Source organism: Enterococcus sp. DIV1096b, from assembly GCF_050498765.1.
GTDB classification, from domain to species: domain Bacteria; phylum Bacillota; class Bacilli; order Lactobacillales; family Enterococcaceae; genus Enterococcus_D; species Enterococcus_D entomosocium.
Map to the genome: position 1 here is coordinate 2,033,309 of NZ_JBMHEK010000001.1, position 26,640 is coordinate 2,059,948.

24 protein-coding genes are annotated in these 26,640 nt (G+C 42.8%); 4 read left to right on the plus strand and 20 right to left on the minus strand.

Annotation, left to right across the window (positions count from 1 at the left end; genetic code table 11):
• The first annotated feature begins 3 nt into the window (after positions 1–3).
• A complete protein-coding gene (gene rlmD / locus IGJ17_RS09710; protein WP_008378249.1) occupies positions 4–1,380 on the plus strand; it encodes a 23S rRNA (uracil(1939)-C(5))-methyltransferase RlmD in 1,377 nt (458 codons plus the stop codon).
• Positions 1,381–1,710: 330 nt separating this feature from the next.
• On the opposite strand, the gene glyS is transcribed toward rlmD, so the two are convergent.
• The 5 genes from glyS to IGJ17_RS09735 all read right to left on the minus strand — a co-directional run bounded on the left by glyS (position 1,711) and on the right by IGJ17_RS09735 (position 9,020).
• Positions 1,711–3,783 (minus strand): glycine--tRNA ligase subunit beta, encoded by a 2,073-nt coding sequence (glyS, locus tag IGJ17_RS09715; RefSeq protein ID WP_429961303.1) that lies wholly within the window; start codon positions 3,781–3,783, stop codon positions 1,711–1,713.
• A 1-nt stretch (position 3,784) separates the two neighbouring features.
• Positions 3,785–4,696, minus strand: a complete 912-nt coding sequence (glyQ, locus tag IGJ17_RS09720; RefSeq protein WP_005225852.1) for a glycine--tRNA ligase subunit alpha — start codon at positions 4,694–4,696, stop codon at positions 3,785–3,787.
• Between the two features lie 15 nt (positions 4,697–4,711).
• Positions 4,712–4,951, minus strand: a complete 240-nt coding sequence (locus tag IGJ17_RS09725) for a hypothetical protein (RefSeq protein WP_008378255.1) — start codon at positions 4,949–4,951, stop codon at positions 4,712–4,714.
• A gap of 299 nt (positions 4,952–5,250) precedes the next feature.
• Positions 5,251–7,008, minus strand: coding sequence for a glycoside hydrolase family 35 protein (locus tag IGJ17_RS09730; protein WP_429961304.1), 1,758 nt, complete (start codon positions 7,006–7,008; stop codon positions 5,251–5,253).
• Positions 7,008–9,020, minus strand: coding sequence for a beta-galactosidase (locus IGJ17_RS09735; RefSeq protein WP_429961305.1), 2,013 nt, complete (start codon positions 9,018–9,020; stop codon positions 7,008–7,010). Before IGJ17_RS09735 ends, IGJ17_RS09730 begins: the two co-directional genes overlap by 1 nt.
• Positions 9,021–9,141: 121 nt before the next feature.
• On the opposite strand from IGJ17_RS09735, the gene IGJ17_RS09740 reads away from it, so the two are divergent.
• Positions 9,142–9,948 (plus strand): AraC family transcriptional regulator, encoded by an 807-nt coding sequence (locus IGJ17_RS09740; protein WP_429961306.1) that lies wholly within the window; start codon positions 9,142–9,144, stop codon positions 9,946–9,948.
• On the opposite strand, the gene recO is transcribed toward IGJ17_RS09740, so the two are convergent.
• The 9 genes from recO to IGJ17_RS09785 form a co-directional block, all read right to left on the minus strand.
• Positions 9,942–10,715, minus strand: coding sequence for a DNA repair protein RecO (gene recO / locus IGJ17_RS09745; RefSeq protein WP_429961307.1), 774 nt, complete (start codon positions 10,713–10,715; stop codon positions 9,942–9,944). The two genes, IGJ17_RS09740 and recO, sit on opposite strands and share 7 nt — an antisense overlap.
• Positions 10,716–10,808: 93 nt before the next feature.
• Entirely contained in the window at positions 10,809–11,708 is a 900-nt protein-coding gene (era, locus tag IGJ17_RS09750; protein WP_008378264.1) for a GTPase Era, read from the minus strand.
• 35 nt (positions 11,709–11,743) lie between these two features.
• The gene (locus IGJ17_RS09755) at positions 11,744–12,133 is read right to left on the minus strand and encodes a diacylglycerol kinase family protein (RefSeq protein WP_016612211.1); all 390 of its coding nucleotides are present in this window, start codon (positions 12,131–12,133) and stop codon (positions 11,744–11,746) included.
• The gene (ybeY, locus tag IGJ17_RS09760) at positions 12,117–12,593 is read right to left on the minus strand and encodes an rRNA maturation RNase YbeY (RefSeq protein WP_008378268.1); all 477 of its coding nucleotides are present in this window, start codon (positions 12,591–12,593) and stop codon (positions 12,117–12,119) included. The genes IGJ17_RS09755 and ybeY overlap by 17 nt, the downstream gene beginning before the upstream one ends.
• Positions 12,593–14,794 (minus strand): HD family phosphohydrolase, encoded by a 2,202-nt coding sequence (locus IGJ17_RS09765; protein WP_005235486.1) that lies wholly within the window; start codon positions 14,792–14,794, stop codon positions 12,593–12,595. Before IGJ17_RS09765 ends, ybeY begins: the two co-directional genes overlap by 1 nt.
• A 21-nt stretch (positions 14,795–14,815) precedes the next feature.
• Positions 14,816–15,775 (minus strand): PhoH family protein, encoded by a 960-nt coding sequence (locus IGJ17_RS09770; RefSeq protein ID WP_016612213.1) that lies wholly within the window; start codon positions 15,773–15,775, stop codon positions 14,816–14,818.
• A 186-nt stretch (positions 15,776–15,961) separates the two neighbouring features.
• On the minus strand, positions 15,962–16,411 hold the full coding sequence (locus IGJ17_RS09775; protein ID WP_005235483.1) for a GatB/YqeY domain-containing protein: 450 nt from the start codon (positions 16,409–16,411) through the stop codon (positions 15,962–15,964).
• A gap of 33 nt (positions 16,412–16,444) precedes the next feature.
• Positions 16,445–16,621 carry a 30S ribosomal protein S21 gene (gene rpsU / locus IGJ17_RS09780; protein WP_002356740.1) on the minus strand — a complete coding sequence of 59 codons (177 nt, stop codon included), beginning with the start codon at positions 16,619–16,621 and terminating at the stop codon, positions 16,445–16,447.
• Between the two features lie 160 nt (positions 16,622–16,781).
• The gene (locus IGJ17_RS09785; protein ID WP_008378408.1) at positions 16,782–17,213 is read right to left on the minus strand and encodes a Fur family transcriptional regulator; all 432 of its coding nucleotides are present in this window, start codon (positions 17,211–17,213) and stop codon (positions 16,782–16,784) included.
• Positions 17,214–17,308: 95 nt separating this feature from the next.
• Between IGJ17_RS09785 and IGJ17_RS09790 the strand changes: the two genes are divergently transcribed.
• Entirely contained in the window at positions 17,309–18,196 is an 888-nt protein-coding gene (locus IGJ17_RS09790) for a pyruvate, water dikinase regulatory protein (protein WP_008378409.1), read from the plus strand.
• A 79-nt stretch (positions 18,197–18,275) separates the two neighbouring features.
• Here IGJ17_RS09790 and thrB read toward each other — a convergent pair whose 3' ends face one another.
• The 6 genes from thrB to trxB form a co-directional block, all read right to left on the minus strand.
• Complete coding sequence (gene thrB / locus IGJ17_RS09795) at positions 18,276–19,145, minus strand: homoserine kinase (RefSeq protein WP_429961308.1); 870 nt, start codon at positions 19,143–19,145, stop codon at positions 18,276–18,278.
• The gene (thrC, locus tag IGJ17_RS09800; RefSeq protein WP_005235476.1) at positions 19,142–20,200 is read right to left on the minus strand and encodes a threonine synthase; all 1,059 of its coding nucleotides are present in this window, start codon (positions 20,198–20,200) and stop codon (positions 19,142–19,144) included. Before thrC ends, thrB begins: the two co-directional genes overlap by 4 nt.
• A 2-nt stretch (positions 20,201–20,202) precedes the next feature.
• The gene (locus IGJ17_RS09805; protein WP_429961309.1) at positions 20,203–21,453 is read right to left on the minus strand and encodes a homoserine dehydrogenase; all 1,251 of its coding nucleotides are present in this window, start codon (positions 21,451–21,453) and stop codon (positions 20,203–20,205) included.
• Between the two features lie 116 nt (positions 21,454–21,569).
• Entirely contained in the window at positions 21,570–21,863 is a 294-nt protein-coding gene (locus IGJ17_RS09810) for an ArsR/SmtB family transcription factor (protein ID WP_005235473.1), read from the minus strand.
• A 246-nt stretch (positions 21,864–22,109) separates the two neighbouring features.
• A complete protein-coding gene (locus IGJ17_RS09815) occupies positions 22,110–23,837 on the minus strand; it encodes a phospho-sugar mutase (protein WP_086332447.1) in 1,728 nt (575 codons plus the stop codon).
• Between the two features lie 147 nt (positions 23,838–23,984).
• Complete coding sequence (gene trxB, locus IGJ17_RS09820) at positions 23,985–24,917, minus strand: thioredoxin-disulfide reductase (RefSeq protein ID WP_429961310.1); 933 nt, start codon at positions 24,915–24,917, stop codon at positions 23,985–23,987.
• Positions 24,918–25,102: 185 nt separating this feature from the next.
• Here trxB and IGJ17_RS09825 point away from each other — a divergent pair, with 185 nt between their 5' ends.
• Positions 25,103–26,488 carry an MATE family efflux transporter gene (locus tag IGJ17_RS09825; protein ID WP_008378420.1) on the plus strand — a complete coding sequence of 462 codons (1,386 nt, stop codon included), beginning with the start codon at positions 25,103–25,105 and terminating at the stop codon, positions 26,486–26,488.
• Positions 26,489–26,640: the final 152 nt, after the last annotated feature.

Below are 26,640 nucleotides of genomic sequence, written 5' to 3' on the forward strand. Positions count from 1 at the left end.
CACATGGCAAATACACAAGTCCAGCTTGGACAAAAACTACAACTAACGATCAAACGCTTGGGGATCAACGGAGAAGGCATCGGGTATTACAAAAAGCTGATCATCTTTGTTCCCCGTGTTCTACCGGGGGAACAGGTCATTGCCGAAGTCACCAAAGCCTCTCCCCGCTTTGCTGAAGCTAAGATGACCAAAATCATCAAGCCAAGCAGCGATCGCATCCAACCACCCTGCAAGTTTTACGACCGGTGCGGCGGCTGCCAATTGCAGCACTTAGTCTACGACAAACAATTAGACTTCAAAAAAGACCTATTGAAACAAGCACTTGAAAAATTTAAGCCAAAAGGTTACCAACAGTTTGAACTAAGGGATACTTTAGGCATGGATGTTCCTTGGCATTACCGCAACAAAGCACAATTTCAATTGCGTTACAACAGTCAAACCAAACGAATCGAAGCGGGTTTATACGAAATGGAGTCTCATCGCTTAGTCGCCATTGATGATTGCCTCGTACAAGAACAAGATACGCAAAAAGTGATCAACGGCATCGTCCAATTGTTGAACAAATACCAGATCCCGATTTACGATGAACGAAAAAATAGCGGGATTTTACGAACATTGATGGTTCGCATCGGGATCGCCACTGGCGAAGTCCAAGTTGTTTTCATTACCAATTCTGTCAAACTGCCGCAAAAAAATGCGCTGATTCGCGAGATCAATCAGCGCTTGCCGCAAGTCGTTTCCATCATGCAAAATGTGCAAAACAAAAAAACGTCCGTCGTCATGGGAGAGGAAACGATTCATCTTTGGGGCAAAGAAGCAATCGAAGAACGGTTGAATGAACTTACCTTCGATTTGTCCGCCCGCGCATTCTTCCAGCTGAATCCGCAGCAAACCAGCGTCTTGTATCAAGAAGGGTTAAAAGCCCTTGACTTGAGCAAAAATGAAACAGTTGTTGATGCTTACTGTGGTGTGGGGACGATTGGGTTGAGTGTGGCACCTTATGCCAAAGAAGTCCGCGGCATGGACATTATTCCTCAAGCGATCGAAAATGCCCAAGAAAATGCCCACCGTATTGGTGCCCAAAATACCCATTATGAAACGGGAACTGCTGAGGAGCTCTTACCAAAATGGTTCAATGAAGGCTTCAAACCTGATAGCATCATTGTTGATCCGCCAAGGACAGGCTTGGATGAACGATTATTGCAAGCTTTGCTGAAACAACCACCGAAGAAGATGGTCTATATATCTTGTAATGTTTCTACTTTAGCAAGAGACTTAGTCCAATTAGCCAAAGTGTTTCACGTAGAATATCTGCAATCAGTAGATATGTTTCCACAAACCGCACGCTGCGAAGTGGTGGTAAAATTGACCCGCAAATAAACATTCGCCTGACAAATCATTTTGTGATCTGTCAGGCTATTTTATTGCACCTATCGTTTCAGCGTATTTTCAATGGAAAAATGAATCGGTCTGTATGATGAGAATCTTTGTATCATTATAAGCATCATCAAATCCCCAATCATTAAAGCCGAAGAATCGTTCGATCCCTTGAAAAGTAATGGGTCAAAATGTTTTTTATTATATAATATTTAACACTGCAAGAAAGCAATTCTAAGTACAAAAAAAATCGAGAAACATAGAAAAAAAGCCAGAACTGATTCTTTCAGTTCCAGCTTTTTTATTCAGAAATGTGCAACTGCAAGCTGCTTTTTATTTTGTAATCAAAGCATCTAAACTAGCCACTGCCAGACTCATATTCGCGATTTTATCCAACAAGGCAAAACGGTTGCGGCGAATCTGTTCATCTTCCACCATGACCATTGTTTGATCAAAATAAGCTTCGATCAATGGGCGCAGTGCCACTAAGCTTTGGTAGTTTTCTTCCATCGTTTGATGTGGGAACTTGTTCTCTACTGTTAAGACCGCTTCATACAAGGCAGTTTCAGAGTCGTTTTCAAACAAGGCAGGATCAATTGCTACTTGTTCCAATTCGGCTTTTTTCGCTAAATTGATTACTCGGGTCAAGGCTTCCATCGATGGTTTGAAGTCGGTGTCTTGCAAATGTTCTCTTAACATTTGAGCCGTTTCAAATAGCGTACTGATATCTGCTTGGCGTGCGCCTAAAACAGCTTCAATGACATCATGACGCGTATTTTTGCTGAGTAAGAATTGACGCAGACGGCCTTTCACAAAATCGGTCACTTGTTCTTGACCTGCGGCAAGTTGAATACCAAAAATTTCCGGTTGGGCATTAATAGCTTCACGAATCTCTTCTTGTAACTGAGCAAATGGGAAATACCAGCGTTTTTCAGCTAGGATGCGGATAATTCCGTACGTTTGCCGGCGGAGTGCGTAAGGATCGTTTGAACCACTTGGAACCATATCGACAGCGAAGAACGCAAGCAAGCTGTCCAATTTATCCGCAATGGCTAAAACAGCCCCGATTTTCGATTGCGGCAGTTCACCTTCTGCTGAGATCGGCATGTAGTGTTCACGAATCGCTTGGGCAACTGTTGGTTTTTCTCCTTGTATCAAGGCATACTTTTCCCCCATGATTCCTTGCAATTCAGGGAATTCTCCCACCATATTTGTCACTAAATCAAATTTATAGATTTGAGCTGCCCGTTGGAGATCAGTCAGTTCTTCTTGTGTTAAACCAACAGTATTCCCGATGATTTGTGCAGCTAATCCAACACGCTGCATTTTTTCATACAAACTGCCAATTTTTTCGTGGAAGGTGACTTGCTTAAGCTTTTCCACGCAATGGTCGATGGTCAATTTTTTGTCCTCATTATAGAAAAACTCAGCATCTTCTAGACGGGCGGTCAGTACTTTTTGGTTTCCTTTGATGACATTATCAATTTTCACGGCATCCCCGTTGCGGGCAGAGATGAAATGCGGCAGCAATTCTCCATCAAGGGTGCGGACATCGAAGTAGCGTTGATGTTCTTTCATAGAAGTAACTAACACTTCTTCAGGTACAGAAAGATATTTTTCTTCAAAGTCCCCTACAAAAGCTGTTGGGTATTCAACCAGATTTGTCACTTCTTCGAGTAGGTCTTCATCTAAATCGATCCGCCAGTTGTTTTCTTGAGCGATCGCATTGATTTGTGCGGTGATCATTTGTTGACGTTCGCTTGGATCAGCAATGACAAACTGATGCTTCATTTTCTCCAAATAGTCATCCGCATGATCAAACGTGACTGCCTCACCTAAGAAACGATGACCTTTTGACTCGCGTCCGGTAACAATATCAAGGATTTGGAAAGGAATGACTTGCTCACCAAAGAGTGCGACGATCCAATGAATTGGTCGGATATATTCAAAATCGTAGTCTGCCCAGTGCATCGTTACTGGGAAAGTCAAACTCGTAATTACTTCCTGCAATCCTTTCAATACCTCAACGGTTGGTTGACCTTGAGTATGTTTCGTTACATAGACATACTCAACACCTTTTAATTCACGGAAGGTGATGTCATCGGTTGTCAATCCTTGCCCCCGAACAAATCCTTGAGCTGCTTTCGACCAATTGCCTGCTTCGTCTAAGGCGATTTTTTTCGCTGGCCCTTTGACGTCTTCTTGTGTATCGGCTTGTTTTTCAGGAAGACCGGTGACATAGACTGCCAAACGACGAGGTGTCGAATAAGCTTCAATCGCTGTATAAGGTAATGCATGAGCATCTAAGAAAGCTGCCGTTTTTTCTTGTAATTGTTTCATACTTGGGGTTACGACATGCGCAGGTAATTCCTCTAAGCCGATTTCTAATAATAGGTTTTGTGCCATCTTATTTTCCCTCCTCAATCAGTTTTTGCGCCACTTCTGGATCAAGCAATGGATAACCGAGGTTTTCCCGTTCTGCTACAAATAGTTTTGCTACTTGACGGGCCATATTACGGATACGTGCGAGGTACCCAGCACGTTCAGTGACGGAGACTGCGCCACGAGCATCCAACAGGTTGAAGGTATGGCTGCATTTTAAGATATAGTCGTAAGCTGGATGAACTAAGCGTTCATCGATACAGCGTTTTGCTTCTTTTTCAAAACGATCGAAGTTCCCTAAAAGCAAGTCTTGGTCACTGACTTCAAAGGAGTATTTTGAATGTTCATACTCAGGTTGGCGGAAAATCTCACCATATTTGACACCTGCAGACCATTCAAGATCGTAGACACTTTCAACTTCTTGAATATAAGATGCTAGACGTTCTAAGCCGTAAGTGATCTCTGATGTCACTGGCTTACACGCTAAGCCACCAACTTGTTGGAAGTAAGTAAACTGGGTGATCTCCATCCCATCTAACCAAACTTCCCAACCAAGACCTGCACAACCCATTGAGGGGTTTTCCCAGTTATCTTCGACGAAACGAATATCATGTTCTAATGGATCGATCCCTAAAAGACGCAAGCTTTCTAAATAAAGCTCTTGGATATTTTCAGGAGAGGGCTTCATCACGACTTGGAACTGGTGGTGCTGATACAAACGATTTGGGTTTTCCCCGTAGCGGCCATCAGCTGGACGGCGAGAAGGTTCTACGTAAGCGGCGTTCCATGGTTCTGGACCGATTGCACGTAAAAATGTGTATGGGCTCATGGTTCCAGCCCCTTTTTCTGTATCATAGGCCTGCATCAGCATACAGCCGTTTTCAGACCAGAATTTTTGCAAAGTCAAAATCATCTCTTGCACAGTTAGTTTACTCATCTTTTTCTTCCTTTCTTATAACGCATTGACGACAGGATAAAACTCGACAACTGATCCGGGGATCAATTTTACTTCGACCACGGCATCTGCTTCTAAAATATCAGATAAGTCGTAAAGCATTTGGTCTGGACTCGTTGTAAATTCATGTAAAAGCTGTTCATCCTTTAAAAGGCGAACCTGCAGTGGAATACTTGCTAATACTTTGAGCTTTTTTTCGGTAAACGCACTTGCTGGAATCGTCATATCAAATAACATAAAAAAACCTCCTTTGTTTTTGGCTATTCTTGGTGTGAAACATAAAAAAGTCCCTATATCTATACAAAGTGTATAGATATAGGGACGATACATTCGCGGTTCCACCCTACTTCCGACAAGTCGGCAGCTTCATTGATCATGCTCACGGACGCCTGCGAAATAAGGTTCCAACTTGGCTTTCACTCTCCCAAGTTCGCTTCATGGAATGGTCTTCTTTCTTTCTTCCGGTCATAGCACGGATTCGATTACCCTTATGATAGTAGTTGAAGCTAGGGTTTGTCAATGATTAATTTGAACTTTTATCCTTCTGGACCTAAATCCGCCTGATCATGAAAGACGATCTCATCAGCGATTTTCCCATCACTTTCAAAAACAATGATCTCATTCATTCCAGTATTTAAAAACGGCGCCGGGACGTACAAGCGCTGCTGCGGTCCTTTTTCCCAGAAACGGCCGATCATATGACCATTGACTTGGACAAACCCTTTGCCCCAGCCCGGCAATTCGATAAAGGTATCTGCACATTCATCAAAAACACATTCAAAGCGTGAGAAACTTGGTTGGCCTTTTTGCCATTTCCCTTGGAAATCAATGGCATGCAAATTATCCATCGGCAAGGGATAGATTTCCCAGTTGCTTTGGAATGCGCCATTAATGATCACACCGTCTTTAATGCCTTTGTGCTGATGGTTCATTTTAACGGAATAATTGACCCGCCCCATATTCTCCACCAAGATCCCCAACTCGTTTTCTGATTCTGATAGATCGAAACTATAGGATTGACCGATTTCTCGATCATAATCGATGCGCAAAAGTTTCTGGTTGATAAACGTATGGGCACGATCCATCGTATTGATCAGACGGTAGTCGGCAATCTTCCGAGCAGGCCCAATCAGTGAGCGATAATAGATATAACCTGTCGCTTGATTGCAGGCTTCCATCGATAAAGGGTAATTCCTTATGATCGGTTGACTGATCGTGTCGATCGTCGAAAACAAGGAGACTCGTTCTTTCACTGAGAATGTTCCATAAGCTTTTCGCTCAAGTTTCATACTCAAGGGAAACTCAGGAATTTCCGCATAGTCAGCGATCACTTTTTTGAAGGCTTGGTATTTGGCAGTAGGTTCTCCCCATTCTGTCAACAAGGCATCATAATCATAGCTAGTGACATCCGGCGCTAAACGCTCGTAATAGTTTGACCCGCTCATAAAGCCAAAATTGGTCCCGCCATGGAACATATAAATATTGACAGAACCTTCTGCCAAGCAATCCTGAAGTTCCTTTACTGCATCAGCCGTTGATGTTGTATGATGATGGTCATCACCCCAAGCATCAAACCAGCCGATCCAAAATTCCATGACCATCAGTGGCCGTTTTTCTCCGTGAAATCTTCGAAGTTTTTCAAAGTTTTCCTTGATGTTGGAGCCGCAGTTGATCGTAGGCAATGCCAAGTCTTTAATACTGCCGTTTTCTAACATATCGTGCCAAGGTCCGTCAGAGGTCACTAACGGCGTTTCTACACCCTGTTGCCGCATCGCAGCCACCATTTTCCGCAAATACTCTTTATCATTGGCGTAGCTGCCGTATTCATTTTCTACTTGCATCATTAAAATCGGACCGCCTTGGGTGATCTGCAGATCCCGCACTTGTGGAAACAAATGGGCGAAATAACGAGTGATTTTTTCCATAAATGGTGGATAATCAAACCGAAGCTTCATCATGGGATCTTGCAAAAGCCAATAAGGCAGTCCCCCAAATTCCCATTCTGCACAAATATAAGGTGCTGGTCGCAAAATGACATAAAGCCCTACTTCTTGTGCCGTTTGGATAAATCGCCGCAAATCAAGGATCCCCTCAAATTGATAGACGCCTTCCTGTGCTTCATGGAGATTCCACGGAACATAGGTTTCCACAGTATTACAACCCATCAAGCGTAGTTTCTCTAATCGATCTTGCCAATATTCAGGAACGACCCGAAAATAATGGATCGCTCCAGAGATCACTTTGAACGGCTTTTTGTCTAGATAAAAGTCATCTTCGATAGCAAAAGTTCGCATCAGTTACGCTCCTCTTTGACGATATAGGTGGTGTATTGTGTCAGCATCATTTCTGAAGAAAGAACCTCACCCGTCAGAAGATCCGTCTTTCCAACAAACATTGCTGGCAACGGTTGTGCTTCTTCGTGGAAATTGATGATAACGAAGAATTTCGCCTCTGCATTTTCACGACAGGCAACTTCTAGTTTTGTTGCTTCCTCAATCACTGGGGTGATATCGGACTCTTCGACGATCGTTTTGAAAAGCTGATCTTGCAGCTGATCTTCCAACTGTCCACCAAAGTAATAGACGGTTCCATCGCCAAATGTATTTTTGGTCACTGCCGGCATTCCTGCATAGAAATTGCTCGTGTAATGCGCTAGCGCTTCGGCGGTTTCTAAATGGATCAAATCGCTGACTAAATTACTGGTTCCTGTCAGTTCTTCATTGACTAACGAAACCCCGTTTGATTGTTCTGGGGCTAATGCATCGATTTCTTCCACCCAGATGCCAGCTAACTCCCGCAATTGCCCAGGATAGCCCCCTAAGTGAACGTTGTCAGATTGATCAACGATACCGCTCATATACGTGGTAAGTAAAGCACCACCTTGTTTGACGAAATCAGTGAGCCGCTCTTGCATTCCTTCTTTGATCATGTAGAGAACAGGTGCTGCGACTAATTTGTATTTTGATAAGTCAGCATCCACGGGAACCAAGTCGACGGCAATATTTTGTTCATGAAAATAGCGATAGTAGCGATGGATCTGTTCTACATACTTCAGATCAACGGTCGGACCACTCGTATATTCTAATGCCCAATAATTGTCCCAATCGAAAATCACGGCAACCTGTGCTTGAGTTTGCGTCCCAATAATGTCTGAAAGCTGCGCTAATTCAGCACCAAGAGCTGCTGTTTCTCGGAAAACTCGCGTGTCTTCATGACCGACATGTTCGATAACAGCTCCATGGAATTTCTCACAAGCACCGATGGAACGTCGCAATTGGAAATATTGGATCGTGTCCGCCCCATGAGCGATCGTTTGGTAGCTTTGCGCCCGCATTTGTCCCGGTTTTTTTAATGAGTTATAGGGTTGCCAGTTTTGTTGGGAGGGTGTTTGTTCCATCAGCATAAAGGGCTGTTGTTTCAAGCCGCGCATTAGATCATGTGTCATGGCTACTAAACTCCATGGCGTATTATACGCTGGATAATTATCCCACGAAATAAGGTCCATTTCCTTCGCCCACTTGAAATAATCCAGTCCTTTAAAAGTTCCCATCAAATTCGTTGTAATCGGTGTCGTGGGATCGATTTTCCGAATAGCGTCCCGCTCCATCATATAGTTTTTTAAAAGGCTATCCGAGTTGAAGCGTCGGTAGTCAATAGAAATTCCTGCAAATGCCGTCTTGTCATAGCCGATTCCTTCTGACAGCGCATTTGGCAGAACGATTTCATCCCATTCATATACAGTATGACCCCAAAATTCCATATTCCAGGCTTTATTCAGTGCTTCGATCGTTTGATATTTATCCTTTAGCCAAACACGAAACGCTTTTTCACAGTTGTCGCAATAACATTCGCCGCCGTATTCATTATTGATGTGCCAACAAGTCACTTGTGGATTTTCGCCGTAACGTTCGGCTAATTTCGTTGCCAGACGTTCTGCGTATTTTTGATAAACCAAACTATTGGGACAGGCATTATGCCGTTGCCCAAACTTATGATGGCGTCCATCATAATCGGTGCGAGCGACTTCCGGATACTTCTTAAACATCCAAGCTGGCAAAGCGGCTGTGGAAGTGGCTAAGACGATGTCGAAGCCCTCCGTACTTAATTTTTCGATGATTTGATCCAATTCCTCAAAATCATAACAATTTTCAGAGGGTTGGATCTTTGCCCATGAAAAAACATTGACGGTCGCGCTATTGATACTTGCTTTTTTAAAGATCCGAATGTCTTCTTCCCAAATCTCTTTCGGCCACTGATTTGGATTATAATCGCCGCCGAATAGAATTCGATCAAAAAATTTTGTCATATAAGTGAACGCTCCTTTAAAATAAAATGATTTCTACTCTCTTATTGTAAGGCTTTTCATTTTGTTGTAGTATAATACATGAAACACTATTTTATAACTTTTCGAAACATGGAGGTTGAACATGCCTATTTATTTTTATCAAACAAACCAGCAGTTGCCTTTGTCGCTTGAAAGTATCGGAAACGATTGGCCACAAGATGACGTTGTTCGTCTCGATGGCTACCCTTACTTTCATTGGCTGCAGACAGAACAAGGAGAAGGTCGCGTCACCTTTGGTCAAGAATCCTTTATTTTACGTCCCAGTGAAGGCATCTTGATTTTCCCTTTCACTCCTCATCGCTACTATCCCTTATCAGATTGGAAAACCTCCTTCGCTACCTTTCAAGGACCTTTGGCAACTGAGATATTAAAACAATTTACAAGTCAACCTTATCTTTTAGTTGAAGAGTCTGAAACTTTTTCCTATATGACTTGGATCAAACAACGCATTAAAGAAGACCAAAAAATAAGCTGGGATCCGTTACGGGCTTCTAGTGAGTGTTATCGTTTTTTGCTGGCGATCATGCAAGAGCGCTCTGGGAATCCAACCGAAAAACACCCCTTGTTTCAACAATATCTGGTCCCTGTTATACAAGAAATCGAAACCAATTATGATCAGGCGATCACGATCAAAGACTTGGCTGGTTTAGTCTATGTTTCTCCTCAATATCTCTCTCGGTTGTTCCAGCGTTTTTTAGGACAATCCACCGCCCAATACTTATTAAACTATCGCATGGCTCGTGCCAAAGAGCTTTTGGTGGCACAGCCGGATCTGCCCATTCAACAAGCCGCTTTTGCTGTAGGGTTTCAAGATGCAAGTCACTTTACCGCATTGTTCAAAAAAAGAGTCGGCCTAACTCCATTGAAGTTTCGCCAACTCTATCATTGATTTTTCGGTTTTAAGACGTCTTGCCATTGCCCCATCTGATCGATAAACTTCTTACTTTTTAAATGAATGCCCACATATTCATCATACAATAGATCGATCACTTGTCGAATCGCTGTTTTCGTTTCTGGCTTTAATTTTATCGAAGCAATCTGCTCATAGGATATTTGCGAAAACAAGCGAATAAAATGGATCGCACGAGAATCCGCATGATAGCGACGTTCGTCCATCCCCCAGTGTTGTTCGCATAAAATGCCACTATATTTTGAGGAATAGTCAAACCGACCGTCGGTTTTTCCGCAGATGGCACAATGGGTCCAATTCGGGGTGATCCCGAAACGGTGTAAAATCTGGATCTCAAAGATATTGGTGATGATCTCTGCGTCGTTCCCTTGATCCATCAATTGTAACGCCTCGTGTAAAAATTGGTAAAGATGCGGGTCATAGACCCGATCATCAATAGCAGAATCAGCCAGATTCAACAGATAAGTCGCATAGCCAGCGATAAAAATATCGCTTTGAATCGTACGAAATGGATGGATGTCTTTGGCATTGTTTAAAAAGGACAAGCCTTCCGCTTTGATGGTTCCCATGTAGGTGGCTTCAGTATAGGAGAGCAACGCTGGTGCCAAGGGGTTATTTTTCCGATGAGCACCCTTGACATAAAACATTTGCTTCCCGGCAGATTCCGTAAAGATTTTGACTAGCTTGTCTTTTTCTTTATGGTCCTTTGAAAAAAGCAAAATTCCTTTTGTTTCAACAAGATTCATCGTCGCACCTCATTTCTTGAAAAAAACTGATCCAGTTCGCTAACTGCATCAGTTTTTCCTCTTTAAAGCAGACCGTGATGGATCTGCCTTTCCTTAATACTCATCTTTACGATAGCCGTAATCCGTTAAGAAGGTTTGCTTGTCGCGCCAATCTTTTTGAACTTTCACCCATAATTCCAAGAAGACTTTGTCATCTAGTAAGTGTTCAATATCTAGACGGGCTTTCGTCCCGATCTGCTTCAGCATTTTACCGCCTTTACCGATGATAATGCCTTTTTGGCTGTCACGTTCGACAATGATCGTCGCTTGAATATGCACCTTGTCATTATGATCTCGTTTCATGGAGTCAACGACGACCGCTACCGAGTGAGGCACTTCATCTCTGGTCAGCAGCAAGACTTTTTCCCGTACCAACTCGGAAACGATAAAGTATTCCGGATGGTCAGTGATTTGATCTTCTGGGAAATACTGAGGACCTTCAGGCATTTCATCGACCAATAGTTTCATTAGCGTTTCGAAATTATTGCCTTCCGTTGCAGAAATCGGTACGATCTCGGCAAAGTCCATTTGTGAGGAGTAATCTTCAATGATTGCCAATAAAGCATCCGGATGGACTTTATCAATTTTATTGATCACTAGGAAAACCGGCGTCTGGCTTTGACGCAACCGTTCGATGATAAAATCATCACCCTTGCCGCGCTTTTGATCGGCACTGATCATAAATAGTGTCACGTCAACTTCACGAAGAGCGCTATAGGCGGTTTCCACCATAAAATCGCCTAGACGGTGTTTGGGTTTATGGATCCCTGGTGTATCGATAAAGATCAGCTGTGCGTCATCTGTCGTATAGACCCCTTGGATTTTATTACGAGTCGTTTGCGCCTTGTCACTCATGATAGCGATTTTTTGTCCTACAACTCGATTTAGTAGTGTGGATTTTCCAACATTTGGCCGTCCGACGATCGCAACGAAGCCTGATTTGTGTGTTGTCATTGTTGTTCCCCTTTATCTTGTGGTTTTAGTGCGTATCAGAAGAGCTGCAGTAATTTTGGCAAGAAGATGATCGCTGCGACCACTAATGCAAAAACTGCGGTCATCAGCACAGCACCAGCTGCCATATCTTTGATTTTTTTCCCGATTGGATGGAAATGAAAGTCCGTAAACATGTCAACGACATTCTCAAAGACTGTATTGATGATCTCCACGATCCAGACCAAGAAAACGGCTAACAGCAGCCAAAGCCATTCCATTTGATTCAAACGGAAAATAAAGCCTGCAATGATCGCAACGATGCCTAACCCAACATGTTTACGCATATTACGTTCCTCTTTAAAGACGGTTTTTATACCGGTGAAAGCAAATTCGATTGACGAGATAAACTGTTTATTTTTCCCAATATTCTTATCTTTTGAGTCCATAGGCATCCAGTATTTCCTTTTGCAATCCAAACATTTCCTTTTCATCTTCTGGTGTCATATGATCATAGCCGTTGATATGCAAGAAACCATGCAGCGCCAAGAAACCAAGTTCCCGATCATAAGTATGCCCATATTCAGCAGCTTGTTCCTTTGCCCGTTCAATGGAGATCATAATGTCTCCTAGATCACGAGGCATCTCTTCAAGGGCTTCGTCAAAAATAATCGGCATCTCCTCCGCCGTTTCTTCTTCGAAGGCAAAACTGATGACATCTGTCGGCATATCTTTGCCGCGATACTCCCGATTGATTTCTTGGATGGCTGCATTGTCCATAAACGTGACGGACATTTCCGTATCCTCTGGAAGGTCTAAATGTCCTGCAGCAAATTGCAGAAGTCCTTCGATCTCTTTGATCTTCGTTTCCCCCACTGAATTTGTCTCATCTAAAAAGGTAATCTCCATTAGCGCTCTCTTCTTTCTTGTTCTTCTTTCATTTTCTCTGCTTCCGATTTCATTTTTGGGTATTTGATCCGTGAATGGAAGGTACTGCATAGTCCGTTGACCAGTGATTTTTCAATCATCCGGATTTCTTTCAACGTTAGTCCCGTTTCATCTAATTGACCGTCTAAGATCCGATCATTGATGAGATTCGCAACAAATTCTTGAATTTTTTGATTGGTCGGATTTTCCATCGCTCGAACAGCTGCTTCACAACTGTCAGCGATACTCACGACACCCGCTTCTCTTGTTTGCGGTTTTGGCCCAGGATAACGGAAATCTTCTTCCGTCACCTCGGGATTACGCTCTTGAGCTTTTACATAGAAATAACGCATCAGAGTTGTGCCATGGTGTTGACGGCAAATATCGATCACCATCCGCGGCATTTTGGCTTCTTCGAGAATTTCCGCTCCGTCGATCACGTGACCGAAGATGATTTGTTTGCTGTCTTCCGGCAGCAAAAAATTATGCGGGTTTTCGGCACCAGCAGGTAAATTTTCTACGAAGAAATTGGCATGTTTGACTTTGCCAATATCATGGTAATAACAAGCCACGCGGGTCAGTAAGCTTTGCCCACCGATCTCGGCGACGGCATTGGCGCTAAGATTAGCAACCATCATACTGTGATGATAGGTCCCTGGTGCTTCTTCCAGCAACTGCTTCAATAACGGGTGGTTCGGGTTACTCAATTCATTCAACACGATCATACTTTCATCCGTTACCAATAATTCGATATATGGATGCAGCCCCATCGTCAGCAAATAGCTAAGAAGCGAGCCGGCCAATCCACAGACGAGTGTTGTCCACGTATTGCCGCGGGCCAAATCCATTCCTTGGAAAATGACCAACATGATGCTTAAGAGTAATGGGAAAACGATCACCCACATGACTGCGATTTTCCCTTGACTGGCGATACGTGCTCGTTTGATCATCGTTCCCATCAACCCAGAGAAGAGATAGGTCACTAAAACAGTCGTCAACAAGTTGGTCCCACTGGAATCAAAGTAAATGAAGAGTGCACTGACCACTTGGAAAATCGCGGCTAATATCCCTAAACGTCTGCTGGAGAAAATGCTTAGAATCAGCGGTGTAAAGGCTGCTGGGAAAAAGAGCGGGATAAAGGTCACTAATTCTGATTGGAACAGTTGGAAAAATTTCATGATCAAGATACTGAATGCCATCGCCAAAATATAAAAAGTGACGGCGTTCATTCGCTTTTCAACATCTTTTGTCTGTCTTGTATAATAAAACAGCATGAGCATTTGTAAGCAGGTCGCTAAAACTAAGGCGATTAATGGAAAAACTGAGAAGGTCTGATTGGTCATTCCTAAAAGCTGCAGCTTTTCCAATGCGTTGGCATCGATCTGTGATCCTTCACGAACAATGATCTCCCCTTGATAGATCATTACCGGTGGAACAGCATCCATGGCGGTTTGTCTCGCTTCTTCCGTCCGCTTTTCATTGGGAATATCATTGACGACGATTCCTTGATTGACAATGAAGCGTAAAACGGACGCCATATCCGAAGTAACATCTAGAAATTGGATCTTGTCTTCCGCCTCTGAGCGGAAAGTACTGAGTTCTGTTTGACGGATCTGTTTGGCCATTTGCTCGTCTACTAGCTGCAACGCATAGGTTCGTACCGTATTCAATTCATCGGCACTTAATGAAAACAATGTCGACAAAAAATTATTCGTCAATGACTGATAGAAATCAAGTTCATCATCACTCATTTTTTCAAACTCTTTTTTTAAGGCTGCGATGTATTCATCCGTACTCGGTTTAGGGATATTTTCATCCTCATCCGCCTCAGCAACTTCTTTTGCATGTGCCTCATCCGTTGATTTTTTGACTGAATCAACTAAGTCAAAAAGGTGGTCGATGCGATCGTGCTGTGTCTGCGCTAGAGTATCCTGATAGGTGTACTCTGGCGGAACCGCTTCTGCTGCCAATTTGCGTTTTTGTTCCGTTGCAGTAGTGTTTTCGATCGTTTTATTGGCACGAATGTTTTCTTCCGCCACCTGGCCTTCGCTATAATCGACATTATTCTGTTTGACACTGGTGTACATGATACCAATCGAAAAAAGAAAGAAGAGAAACATCAAAACTGGTAAATAAAACTTCCCAAGTCTTTCTCTAAGTTTCCGTAGTGGTTGAATGATCATAGTTCTCCTCCTGAAAGACGATCAGCGCTTGTCTTTAAGATCTGCTTCTTCATAAGCTCGAATGATATCGGCCACAACTGGGTGCCGCACCACATCTCCTGCTTCAAAATTAGCAAAAGCAATTTTAGGGATCTCCTGCAACGTTCGCTCCGCATGGATCAAACCGCTTAAAGTCCCTTTTGGCAAGTCGATCTGACTCGTATCGCCATTGACGATCATTTTGGAGTTGAATCCTAAACGCGTCAGAAACATTTTCATTTGAGCGATCGTCGTATTTTGCGCTTCATCTAAAATGACAAAGGCATCTTCTAGCGTACGTCCACGCATATATGCCAATGGGGCGATCTCTATGACGCCTCGTTCCATCAAACGATTGGTATGATCCATCCCGAAAATTTGATACAACGCATCATAAACCGGTCGCAAGTAAGGATCGACTTTTTCTTTCAAATCGCCTGGCAGAAAGCCAAGATTCTCTCCTGCTTCAACCGCGGGCCGTGTCAAAATAATCTTTTGCACTTGACCTTTCTTTAAAGCAGCGATCGCCATTACGACGGCCAGAAAGGTTTTTCCGGTTCCGGCTGGTCCGACCCCAAAGACCACATCATGTTTACGGACAGCTTCGATATATTTCTTTTGACCGGCATTTTTTGCCCGAATCGGTTTCCCATTACGGTCCTTGATGATTTCTTCTTCATACATATCTTTGAAATAATCAAGACTGCCTTTGTTTACCATGTTCAAAGCTGTGATCACATCAGGAGTACTGATATTGATGCCTCGTTTGATCAACTCTTGCAACGCTCGGATCACGGATTGTGCTTTTTCTGTAGCTTCCGCTTCGCCGACGATTTGGATCAGCTCCCCACGAGTGTGAATGACCGTCCCCGTCGAGTCTTCAATGATTTTAATGTTCTTATCGTGAGCACCTAAGAGTAAACGAACGTCATCGTTCTCACTAAGTGTTATCTCGATCGTCATAGTTTTGTCTGTCAAATATGTTACAGCTCCTTTTTTGGCGTTCTTATTAATAATAACATAAGATGGAAAAAAGAAAAATTACTTATAAAGTCCAAGGGTAGTTTCCTTTTTGTCCTTATGCTTTTTTTAAGTTTTTGAAATCAGAAAAAAAGCCGCGAGCATGTCATCCATACTCGCGGCGTGAGCTTACATTTGATCCAATAATTCTTTAACGATCGCATTGACTTGATTGCCGTCTGCTTTGCCTTTGACTTGTGGCATTACAGCACCCATCACTTTTCCAAATTCTTTGGAAGAAGAAGCACCAGTCTTTTCAATCGCTCCAGCAACGATTTGGCGGATTTCCGCTTCATCAAGTTGTGCTGGCAAATATTTTTCAACAACTGCAATTTCAACTTTGACTTTCTCAGCTAGATCATTTCGGTCAGCTTTCTCAAACTCATGTAAAGAGTCCCGACGTTGCTTCATCTCACGAGATAAAACGGTCAACTCTTCTTCTTCATTCAAGTCAGAACCTTTTTTGATCTGCTCATTTTGAATTGATGCTTTCAACATGCGGATCACCTGCAAGGTTTCCTTGTCTTTGGCTTTCATCGCTGTCTTCATGTCATCATTCAGTGTACTTAGTAGTGTCACACTACCAGCTCCAATTCTCAAAACAGTAGAAAATTAGAATTTTTTGCGTTTTCTAGCTGCTTCAGATTTTTTCTTACGCTTTACGCTAGGTTTTTCGTAAAATTCACGTTTACGAGATTCCTGTAAAGTACCCGCTTTTGACACGGAACGTTTGAAGCGACGAAGAGCATCGTCAAGTGATTCGTTTTTGCGAACGACTGTTTTTGACATGTAAATTCCCTCCCTCCGAGCTTAAAAAGTAACCGTAGTTGTTATTGAAATAAAATCCCAAAAAACACGACTGTCCTTTAAAAATTATAGCTAACCCCTGAAAAAGTGTCAAGGCATTCTGTTAAAAAAGTCTTCGATACTGTCAAGTTTGTTTGGGTTTTCATTGACATTCTTCACAACGACCCAAAATCTCGAAGCGATGACCCTCGATCAAACAACCGGGAAGCTGTTCTTGAAAGAAGTCCATTGGGCAAATATGCAGTTCTTTTGTTTTGCCACAAACCGTGCAAATAAAGTGATGGTGATGATGGTCTTCTAATTCTGCACAACAGTTATAGCGAAACTTCATCTCACCGTTCAGTTCTGTTTCTTCTAAAATACCGATCTCAGAAAAATCGTGCAAATTCCGGTAGATCGTATCATAACTCAAGCCAGGGTACTTTTCCGACATGTATTCGTGAATTTCTTTTGCCGGTAAATAGCGATTGCGTTTCACTAAATAGGTAATGATCGCTTCTCTTTTTTTCGTATTTTTAAAGCCATTTTCTTTCAACGTTGTCATGGCATGCTCTATGAGCGTTTGATTTTTCATCGTAGACCCTCCTGATAAATCAAAATCATTCCGATTCTATCAATCTTAAGTATGGTATAATGAAATCAATAAAAAAGCAAGAGAGGATTTTTCTTATGAAGCCAAATGAACCAGAACAACTAGACTTGCAAGAAAAATTGCAAACCAGTGCTGCAGTGACGATGTTCGTTTTGTCGGACTCTGCCGGTGAAACAGCATCGAAGCTTGCCCAAGCGACAATGGCACAGTACCCCAGCGTCGAATTTAACCTTTTTAGACGCACGTTTATCCACACGAAAGAGCACTTGATCAAAGCATTATCAGATGCTAAGAAACACAATGCCATTATTCTTCACACTTTGATCAAAGAAGAACTCGTGGATTTGACGAATCATTTTTGTGAAGAAGCGGATCTCTATCATTTCGACGTATTAACACCGCCTGTCAGTGAAGTGGCACGCCGCACTGGAGTAGCACCTTCGCGAGAGCCAGGGGCTTTGCACCACCTGAACGAAAATTATTTCAAACGCATCAAAGCCATGGAATTTGCGGTCATGTACGATGACGGAAAAGACCCTCGTGGCTTCTTGGAAGCAGATGTCGTGTTACTAGGGGTTTCTCGAACCTCAAAAACACCGTTGAGTCTATTTTTAGCGAACAAAAACTTAAAAGTCGCTAATTTGCCTTTGGTTCCACAAGCCCACATCCCGAAACAGCTCTGGGAAATCGATCCGAAAAAAATCGTCGGGTTAACAAATGATCCGAATGTGTTAAACAGTATCCGCAAAGAACGGATGCGTTCTTATGGCCTGAACCCTGACTCTGCATATTCCGATATTGAAAAAATCAAAGCAGAGCTGACGTTTGCTAATGATCTTTATGAGAAATTAGGTTGTGTCGTGATCAATGTCGCTTCCCTTTCCATCGAAGAAACCGCCTCAATGATTTTAAATGCATTAAACTTAGAAGACCATAGCTATTACACTTCAGAGACAAAAGACTGACAACGATAAAGCAATAAAAAAAGATGAACAGACTGCCGTCTGCTCATCTTTTTTAGAATATCTATCATTTCAAAGTTTTTTAAAAAACTTGCAGCCCTTCACGATCGATTTGTAATTGTTCGATATACGCATTGCTCTCCAAGGCATGTAAAAGTTTTGAGATTCGTTCTGCCCGTTCCTCTGGGACGATCGCTAAGACCGTTGGTCCAGCGCCGCTTAAGAAACAACCATAGCCGCCTTCTTCTTCGCAGATTTGGCGAATGGTCGACAAGTGTGGCACAAGCTTTTCCCGATAGGCTTCATGGAAACGATCCTGCTGCATCAATTTCCCTGCAAGAGGCAGATTGCCATTGATGACCGCTGCGATCATCACGTTGGCGATCGCACTGGCCTCAACTGCTTGCTCGTGAGAAAGTGTTTGCGGCAAGACTTGACGACTTGCTTCAGTCAAAAGTTCTTCATGAGGAATATAGGCAATGATCTCGCACTCTGGAAAATGATGCTTTACTAAATACGTATGCTTGTGCTGATGGTCATAAGCAGCAACTGCAAAATCTCCATAGATCGCTGGTCCAACATTGTCAGGATGCCCTTCAATGGCAGTTGCGATCTCAAGCTTTTGTGCTGCACTCAGATTCATGTGTGCCATTCGGTTGGCTAGTTCAATACCAGCGACGATCACCGAGGAACTACTGCCTAAGCCTCGTGCCAAAGGAATATCCGAACTCATACGGATCTTCAGGGGATTCATGTCTGGTGCTAATTTTAGTGCCACACGCAAAAGTAAGTTAGTTTCATCGTTTGGGATCTCTGAGCCTAGCTCATGGATGATTTCCCATGTATCGTTTTCTTTTAAAACTTCGATGAACAAATACTTTGACAGGGCAATCCCGCAGGAATCAAAGCCAGGCCCTAAATTCGCACTGGTTGCAGGAACGCGGATCTTCATAACTTGGCAACTCCTTCACGAAGATGCTGGCGCATTTCTTCTAAATCACTCATCTTATTGATGGTTACTTCTGTCGCTTTGATAGCTGTATCAGGATCCTTCAGACCATTTCCAGTAAAGACGGCAACGACAGTCTCACCTGGTTTGATTTTCCCTGCTTTCACGTGCTGGATGACACCAGCCAGCGATGCAGCTGAGCCTGGTTCAATAAACACACCATCTTGCGCAGCAATTTTACGGTAAGCATTCAAAATTTCCTCATCGGTTACTGCATCGATGTGTCCATTTGATTCATCACGAGCGGCTTCTGCCAACTGCCAGCTGGCTGGATTGCCGATCCGAATCGCTGTAGCGATCGTTTCTGGCTGTTCGATGACTTCCCCACGGACGATCGCAGCAGCACCTTCAGCTTCAAACCCATGCATTCTTGGCAACGTGGTGCCTTTTTTCTCATGCCATTCTTTGAATCCTTTCCAATAAGCCGAGATATTCCCAGCATTACCAACTGGAATTGCAAGAACATCAGGCGCCTGTCCTAGCTGTTCGCATACTTCAAAGGCAGCTGTTTTTTGTCCTTCTAAACGATAAGGATTGACAGAGTTCACTAATGCTACAGCTTCTGTTTTCGCAATATCCCGGACTGCTTTTAACGCTTCATCAAAGTTTCCTGGAATCGAAATGATGTCCGCTCCATAAACGATCGCTTGCGCCAGTTTCCCCATAGCGATCTTGCCTTCTGGAATGACGACATAAGCTTTGATTCCTGCTCTGGTCGCATAAGCGGCTGCGGCTGCACTAGTATTTCCTGTCGAGGCACAAACGATCGCTTTCGCGCCTTCTTCCACTGCTTTTGCCACCGCCATCACCATGCCGCGGTCTTTAAATGAGCCTGTCGGATTCAGGCCTTCGTATTTTCCATACAATTGGATCCCTAATTCATTTGAAAGACTTGGTAATGGAATCAGAGGTGTATTTCCTTCAGCCAGCGACAATGCTGGGGTATTTTCATTAACTGGGAGATATTCCTTGTATTGATGCAATAATCCTTGATACATGTTTATTCCTCCATCACTTTCATTATTTGCACGTTTTGCGTATTCGCGTATGCCTTGAGTGCTACTGTTAGTTCCTTTTCACTGATTGGCTTCGTGATTCCAGCTATTCGTTGGCTTGCTTCATCAAATGCTGTGTGCTTTGATTCAAACCATTCTGGGAAAGAAGCTGCATTAAGGTCTTTACTTGAAAAGGAAACATAGTGTTGCACAGGAACTTCTTGTACCGAAGCCAATGCAGTTTCTTTTTCAAAGGTTAAAAAAGGTTCAACGATCCCGAATGTTTTGTTTTTAGCCAATACCGTCAAATCGGCAACCACACTAGTGGCTGTCGGACGCGATCCAGCCCCTGGTCCATAAACCATCGACTGATCAATTCCGTCGCTTTTGATAAAAATACCATTGAACTCATTTTGGATCGTCGCCAAGGCGTGGTTTTTTGGCACTAACACCGGCCCAACCGATACAGTAAGGGAACCGTCATCAGTCTTTTGAGCTGCGCCAATCAATTTCACTTCATAGCCAAAAGCTTGTGCCTGCTTAATATCTTCTACAGCTAATCCGCGAATACCTTTTGTTGCAACATCAGCAACGTCGATTGTTTTCCCAAAAGCAAATTTGGTCAGGATCACCATTTTATAAGCCGCATCGATACCGTCAACATCATTGGTAGGATCTGATTCGGCAAAGCCTTTTGCTTGAGCTTGCGACAACGCATCTTCATAGGTCAGGCCATCTTCCGTCATTTTCGTCAACATGTAATTGGTCGTCCCATTGACGATACCAAAAATTCCTGTGATGGTATCAGGTAGATAGTGGGTGCTCAATGTGCGCAAAATCGGAATTCCTCCCCCCACACTGGCTTCATAATAAAGAGAAACACCGGCTTTTTCAGCAATTGCCAGCAGTTCAGGTCCATGGGTGGCAATCAAATCTTTATTTGCCGTCACAACATGCTTTTTATTTTCTAAAGCAGCTGAAATAAACGCTTTTGCCGGATCGATCTTCCCGATCAATTCCACAATTACGTCGATGGTCTCATCTTCAAACAACTCATTTGCCTCATTCGTCAAAGCAAACCCATACTTAGCTGCTAACGCAGACTTATCCTCATAAGGCGAAGCTAATGCTTTCGTGATTTGCACACTGACTCCTGTGCGTGCCAGAATGGCTTCTTTTTGCTCTGCCAACACTTGGCATACCCCGCTGCCAACAACACCCATTCCTAATAATCCAATGTTCAATTGCTTACCCATAATGCCCCCTAACTGAAAACGTTATTAAAAACCGTTCATCCAATTTTAATATTTCCACTAGCATACCAAAAACAATAAGAAAAAACTAGGACTTTTGAGAAATTCTCGCCCTAGTTTTAACGGTGATGGATATGTTCGAATGTTTTTTGCAAAATATCCACAACATGTTTGTCATCAAGACTATAAAGGATGGTTTTTCCTTGTCTTTCCGACTTTACGATCCGATTATCTTTCAATAGTTTCAACTGATGAGAGACTGCTGATTGTTCCATATGTACTTGTTCCGCGATTGAAGTGACATTGCGTTCACCCTCTTGAAGGGACAACAAAATTTTTAATCTGGTCGGATCACTAAGCATCTTAAAAATCTGCGTTACTTGCTGAATTTCCTCTAATTTAGGCGGAGTCATCGCGCCACATCCTCTCTTATTTCCTTTTGCATTTTAGCCCTTGATAGACGGCTTGTCAATCAGCGGCCGCCAAACAAGGAGAAGTAATTAGATAAAAGACAAGAATAGATCCAAGTGTCAGAAAATTCCCTTTAGAAGCCTAGGTCCCTCAACAACTGTTCGTTGGCGAAACAAATGCTTCTTTTTCTACCACTCGGATCATTCAATCAAATTGCAATTTTTTGATTATGAAGGCAGCAGATGACTTTATTCACCTGTGATTTCTTCAATCGCTGCTTGCAGATCAGCAATTTTTTGTTCTGCTGCTTCTGCCGTTTCGCCTTTTACACCAATATAAAACTTGATTTTCGGTTCGGTCCCAGAAGGACGAACCGCAATCCAGCTTTCATCTTCCAAGGTGTATTTCAAAACATCAGAAGGCGGTGTGGTCATTTTTTGTTGGTGACCATCTAAGCCCACACGAGTCAACAGTTTAAAGTCTTCTGTTTGTACGACAGGGGTTCCTGCGAAGACAGAAGGTGCTTTTTCACGGAAAGTCTTCATCAAGGCAGCAATCTTAGTTGCCCCTTCCATGCCGCTCATCGTTACAGAAATCGTTTTTTCTGCATAATAACCGTACTCTTCAAAAATATCTTGCAGACCGTCATACAATGTTTTGTCTGATTGTTTGTAAAAAGCAGCCACTTCTGCTAATAAAACGAGCGCTTGGATCGCGTCCTTGTCCCGTACGAATGGTTTTACTAAGTAGCCATAGCTTTCTTCAAAGCCAAACATAAAGGTTTGAGAATGGTCTTTTTCAAATTGTTGGATTTTTTCGGCAATAAATTTAAAGCCGGTCAATACGTTGATCATATCCACATCGTAGGATTTAGCGATCGCTGTTGGCAATTCACTAGAAACGATCGATTTTAAGACTGCTGCATTTTCTGGCAATGTCCCAGCTGTTTTATGGGCTTCTAAAATGTAACGGATCATCAATGCGCCTAACTGGTTACCTGTCAACACTTGGTAGTTGCCATCTGGCATTCTTACTGCAGCTCCTAAGCGATCGGCATCTGGATCTGTTGCGATCAACAGGTCAGCACCTTCTTTTTCTCCTAAAGCAATCGCATATTCAAAGGCAGAGTGCTCTTCTGGATTCGGTGATTTCACTGTACTGAAATTTGGATCGGCAACCGCTTGAGAAGGTTCAATAATGAATTGTTGGAAACCAGCTTGTTTCAACGCTTTCTCCCCAAGCATCCGCCCTGTTCCGTGAAGTGGTGTATAGACAAGTTTCAAATCTTTGCCCACCGTATCGATCAATTCTTGATCGATCGTGACTTCTTTGATCTCTTTCAGATAGGCAGTATCGATTTCTTCGCCAATAATAGAGATCAAGCCGCTGTTTTTGGCTTCTTCTTCACTTAATACAGGGATCTCTAACGGATTTTCAATTTCCCGAACGAATTTTGTCAATGCATCCGCATCTGCTGGTGGCATTTGTCCACCATCTTCCCCATATACTTTGTAGCCATTGTATTCGGCTGGATTGTGAGAAGCTGTGATCATGATTCCAGTAAAGGTTTTTAAGTAACGCACAGCAAAAGATAATTCTGGCGTCGGACGTAAGCTTTCAAAGACGAAGGCTGGAATATCGTGTTTTGCCAATGTTTTTGCCGCTTCCATCGCGAACTCAGGTGAAAAATGACGGGAATCATAGGCGATCGCTACGCCACGACGTCTTGTTTCAGGATCTTGTGTATCCATAAAGCGAGCCAATCCTTCGGTTGCTTGACGAATCGTATAAATGTTCATCCGATTGATACCAGGTCCTAAAATTCCTCGCATACCGGCAGTCCCAAATTCCAAAGGCATATAAAAAGCGTCTTCTAACATCGCAGGATCTGCTTCTAATGCGGTCAATTGTTCTTTTAATTGTGGATCTAAGTGTTCACTGTTTTTCCATTGATTAAATGTTTGTTCCCATGCCATAAAATAACCTCTCCTTTTTCCGTTAAAATGCTCTAAAATTAGTATAACACTACTTACAGATTTCTCAAAGAATAACCAAACGAAAAATAAAAACAGCTGCTATCAAAAGTGATTGACACTTTAAAAATAACAGCTGATTCCATTAAACTATTTCGTTGATTGAGCATCCTTTTGTGTTTCAATAAAATCAAACACTTGTTGACCAGCAATACTGCCATCGCCGACTGCCGTCGTGATTTGACGCAAGCCTTTTTCACGAACATCGCCAACCGCGTAAACACCAGGAATTGAAGTTTCCATCTGCTCATTGGTTAAAATCCAGCCAGCATCATTCGTGATACCGCTGGCTTTGAATGGTTCTGTCAACGGATCTAAACCAACATAGATAAAGACACCGCCAGCAGCTTCTTCTGTCACTTCATCCGTTTTTACGTTTCTGATTTGCACGCCAGTCACGACCATCTCATTGCCTTTGATTTCTTCAACAACAGAATCCCAAATAAAAGAGATTTTCTCGTTGGCAAATGCGCGATCTTGAATGATTTTTTGTGCTCGTAATTCGTCACGACGGTGAACGATCGTTACTTCGGAAGCAAATTGTGTTAAGTAGATAGCTTCTTCGACTGCCGAGTCGCCTCCGCCAACAACAATCAAGCGTTTGTTACGGAAAAAGGCACCGTCACAAACCGCACAGTATGAAACACCGCGTCCCGCGAATTCTTCTTCGCCTTTGACGCCTAACTTTCTATGTACGCATCCTGTGGCAATGATGATTGTTTTCCCTTGATAGGTTTTGTCTTCGGTGGCAACTTCTTTGAATTCACCTTGATCCGTGATGCTCTGAACGATCCCATAGGCATTTTCAACACCAAATTTAATGGCACCTTCATACATTTTAAATGCTAATTCAGGGCCTAAGATTGATTCGTATCCTGGGTAGTTTTCAACTTCAGCCGTATTGTTCATTTGACCGCCAGGTGCGCCTCGTTCAATCATTAGTACTGATAAATTCGATCTTGACGCATAAAGCGCTGCTGTCATCCCCGCAGGGCCTGCGCCGATGATAATTACATCATACATATATTTCCCTCCAATTTGGACTACCCATACTTTACTTTCAAAAGCAAATTCTTTCAACTCATCTGCTTACAAAAAATAATAAGATATTCCTGCTTTTACTTTTGAAAATTACATTGACTTTCTTTTCAATTTTTGTAAAATTTTCACGATACGTCTATTATATAGAAAATAAGGAGTCCTTACAATTGAATAAGAAAAAACTTTTAGGAAAATCAGACCGTGAACTGCTTTTCCTCAGCTGGCCGATTTTTGTTGAGCTATTTTTGCGGGTCGTTATTGGGAATGTCAACGTTTGGATGATTTCTCATTACTCCGAGCCAGCAGTAGCGGCCGTCAGTGCTGCCAATCAACTATTGAATTTAACGGTCTTTATTTACGGTTTCATCACCGTGGGTACTCAGATCATTATCGCACAATTGATTGGTGCGAAAAAACGCGACCAGATACCGAAAGTCATCAATACCGCTCTTTTTGGCTCATTGTTCATCGGGATTTTGATCAGCTTAATGTTCCTTTTCGGCTCAACCTATCTCCTTCGTTTCATGGGATTGGATGCTGAATTAGTTGCTTTAGGTCATGGATACTTACAAGTGTATGGGGGAAGTCTGTTCCTTTCATCGATCACGGCGGTCATAATTGCTGTCATGCGTAGCCACAGTTTCACAAAACCTGCGTTATTGGTGCCGATGTTTGCTAGTATCCTAGCCGTCATTGGGAATTACTTTGTCTTATATAGCCCCTTTGGTTTACCGAATTTTGGTGTGACCGGATTGGCATTTTCTAGCGTCTTTGGTAATTCGATTGGTTTAATAATTGCCGCAATGTTGCTGAAGAAGCATGTGAATTTTTCTGTTTTATCTGCCCGTTTCTCGAATGTCTCTTGGGGTGTGATGAAAAACATTTTGACTTACGGATTGCCTTCTTCTGGCGAGTCTCTTTCCTATCAAGGAGCGCAAGTCGTAGTGACGATGATCGTGGCTCAACTTGGTGCCAGCGTCTTGATTGCAAAATCTTACGTAACAGCTATCACCCAATTTGTTTATTTGATTGCCTCCGCATTGAGTCAAGGGAATCAAATCATGATTGGCCGCAATGTCGGTGCTGGAGAATACGATCGCGCGCATCAGCGAGGCATGCGCACGATGGTGATCGGGATCATTGCCTCGGTAACGATCTGTTTATTGACTTACTTGTTTATTGAGCCAATCATGGGAATCTTTACCACCAACGCGGAAGTGATCGAGATTGCCAAAGGTGTCTTTTTGGTAGAGATCGTTTTAGAAACGGCGCGTGCAGTCAATATGATCCTTGTGGGTTCCTTAAATGCAAGTGGCGATGTGAAGTTCCCATTGATCTGTAGTCTAGTTGTTCTATGGGTCATCAGCTTACCGTTTTCCTATTCACTGGCGATCGTCTTTAAATTCGGCTTGATCGGCGTTTGGATCGCTTATGCCATTGACGAAGCATTGCGCAGCGTCTTAATGATTTATCGTTGGCACTCCGGTGTATGGAAAACTAAATCTGTCGTTCATCCACAAGAAACAGAACCCGAAGTATTGCCAGAAGCATAATTAAAGTCCAGCGGTCTCGGTGACTGCTGGTCTTTTTTGTTTTCCATAAAAAATAAAATGCGCCAAGAAGTTTGCTTGGTTTTTTTGAAGTCTTTGCTCTATACTTGTCTCAGAAGCTATCGACTACGATTTACATTAAAAGGAGCGTTTGC

Excerpts from the sequence above, each read along its gene's own strand:
- rlmD (WP_008378249.1), top strand. The coding sequence starts at position 4 with ATGGCAAATACACAAGTCCAGCTTGGACAAAAACTACAACTAACGATC.
- glyS (WP_429961303.1), bottom strand. The coding sequence starts at position 3,783 with ATGGCACAAAACCTATTATTAGAAATCGGCTTAGAGGAATTACCTGCG.
- glyQ (WP_005225852.1), bottom strand. The coding sequence starts at position 4,696 with ATGAGTAAACTAACTGTGCAAGAGATGATTTTGACTTTGCAAAAATTC.
- IGJ17_RS09725 (WP_008378255.1), bottom strand. The coding sequence starts at position 4,951 with ATGTTATTTGATATGACGATTCCAGCAAGTGCGTTTACCGAAAAAAAG.
- IGJ17_RS09730 (WP_429961304.1), bottom strand. The coding sequence starts at position 7,008 with ATGCGAACTTTTGCTATCGAAGATGACTTTTATCTAGACAAAAAGCCG.
- IGJ17_RS09735 (WP_429961305.1), bottom strand. The coding sequence starts at position 9,020 with ATGACAAAATTTTTTGATCGAATTCTATTCGGCGGCGATTATAATCCA.
- IGJ17_RS09740 (WP_429961306.1), top strand. The coding sequence starts at position 9,142 with ATGCCTATTTATTTTTATCAAACAAACCAGCAGTTGCCTTTGTCGCTT.
- recO (WP_429961307.1), bottom strand. The coding sequence starts at position 10,715 with ATGAATCTTGTTGAAACAAAAGGAATTTTGCTTTTTTCAAAGGACCAT.
- era (WP_008378264.1), bottom strand. The coding sequence starts at position 11,708 with ATGACAACACACAAATCAGGCTTCGTTGCGATCGTCGGACGGCCAAAT.
- IGJ17_RS09755 (WP_016612211.1), bottom strand. The coding sequence starts at position 12,133 with ATGGACTCAAAAGATAAGAATATTGGGAAAAATAAACAGTTTATCTCG.
- ybeY (WP_008378268.1), bottom strand. The coding sequence starts at position 12,593 with ATGGAGATTACCTTTTTAGATGAGACAAATTCAGTGGGGGAAACGAAG.
- IGJ17_RS09765 (WP_005235486.1), bottom strand. The coding sequence starts at position 14,794 with ATGATCATTCAACCACTACGGAAACTTAGAGAAAGACTTGGGAAGTTT.
- IGJ17_RS09770 (WP_016612213.1), bottom strand. The coding sequence starts at position 15,775 with ATGACGATCGAGATAACACTTAGTGAGAACGATGACGTTCGTTTACTC.
- rpsU (WP_002356740.1), bottom strand. The coding sequence starts at position 16,621 with ATGTCAAAAACAGTCGTTCGCAAAAACGAATCACTTGACGATGCTCTT.
- IGJ17_RS09785 (WP_008378408.1), bottom strand. The coding sequence starts at position 17,213 with ATGAAAAATCAAACGCTCATAGAGCATGCCATGACAACGTTGAAAGAA.
- IGJ17_RS09790 (WP_008378409.1), top strand. The coding sequence starts at position 17,309 with ATGAAGCCAAATGAACCAGAACAACTAGACTTGCAAGAAAAATTGCAA.
- thrB (WP_429961308.1), bottom strand. The coding sequence starts at position 19,145 with ATGAAGATCCGCGTTCCTGCAACCAGTGCGAATTTAGGGCCTGGCTTT.
- thrC (WP_005235476.1), bottom strand. The coding sequence starts at position 20,200 with ATGTATCAAGGATTATTGCATCAATACAAGGAATATCTCCCAGTTAAT.
- IGJ17_RS09805 (WP_429961309.1), bottom strand. The coding sequence starts at position 21,453 with ATGGGTAAGCAATTGAACATTGGATTATTAGGAATGGGTGTTGTTGGC.
- IGJ17_RS09810 (WP_005235473.1), bottom strand. The coding sequence starts at position 21,863 with ATGACTCCGCCTAAATTAGAGGAAATTCAGCAAGTAACGCAGATTTTT.
- IGJ17_RS09815 (WP_086332447.1), bottom strand. The coding sequence starts at position 23,837 with ATGGCATGGGAACAAACATTTAATCAATGGAAAAACAGTGAACACTTA.
- trxB (WP_429961310.1), bottom strand. The coding sequence starts at position 24,917 with ATGTATGATGTAATTATCATCGGCGCAGGCCCTGCGGGGATGACAGCA.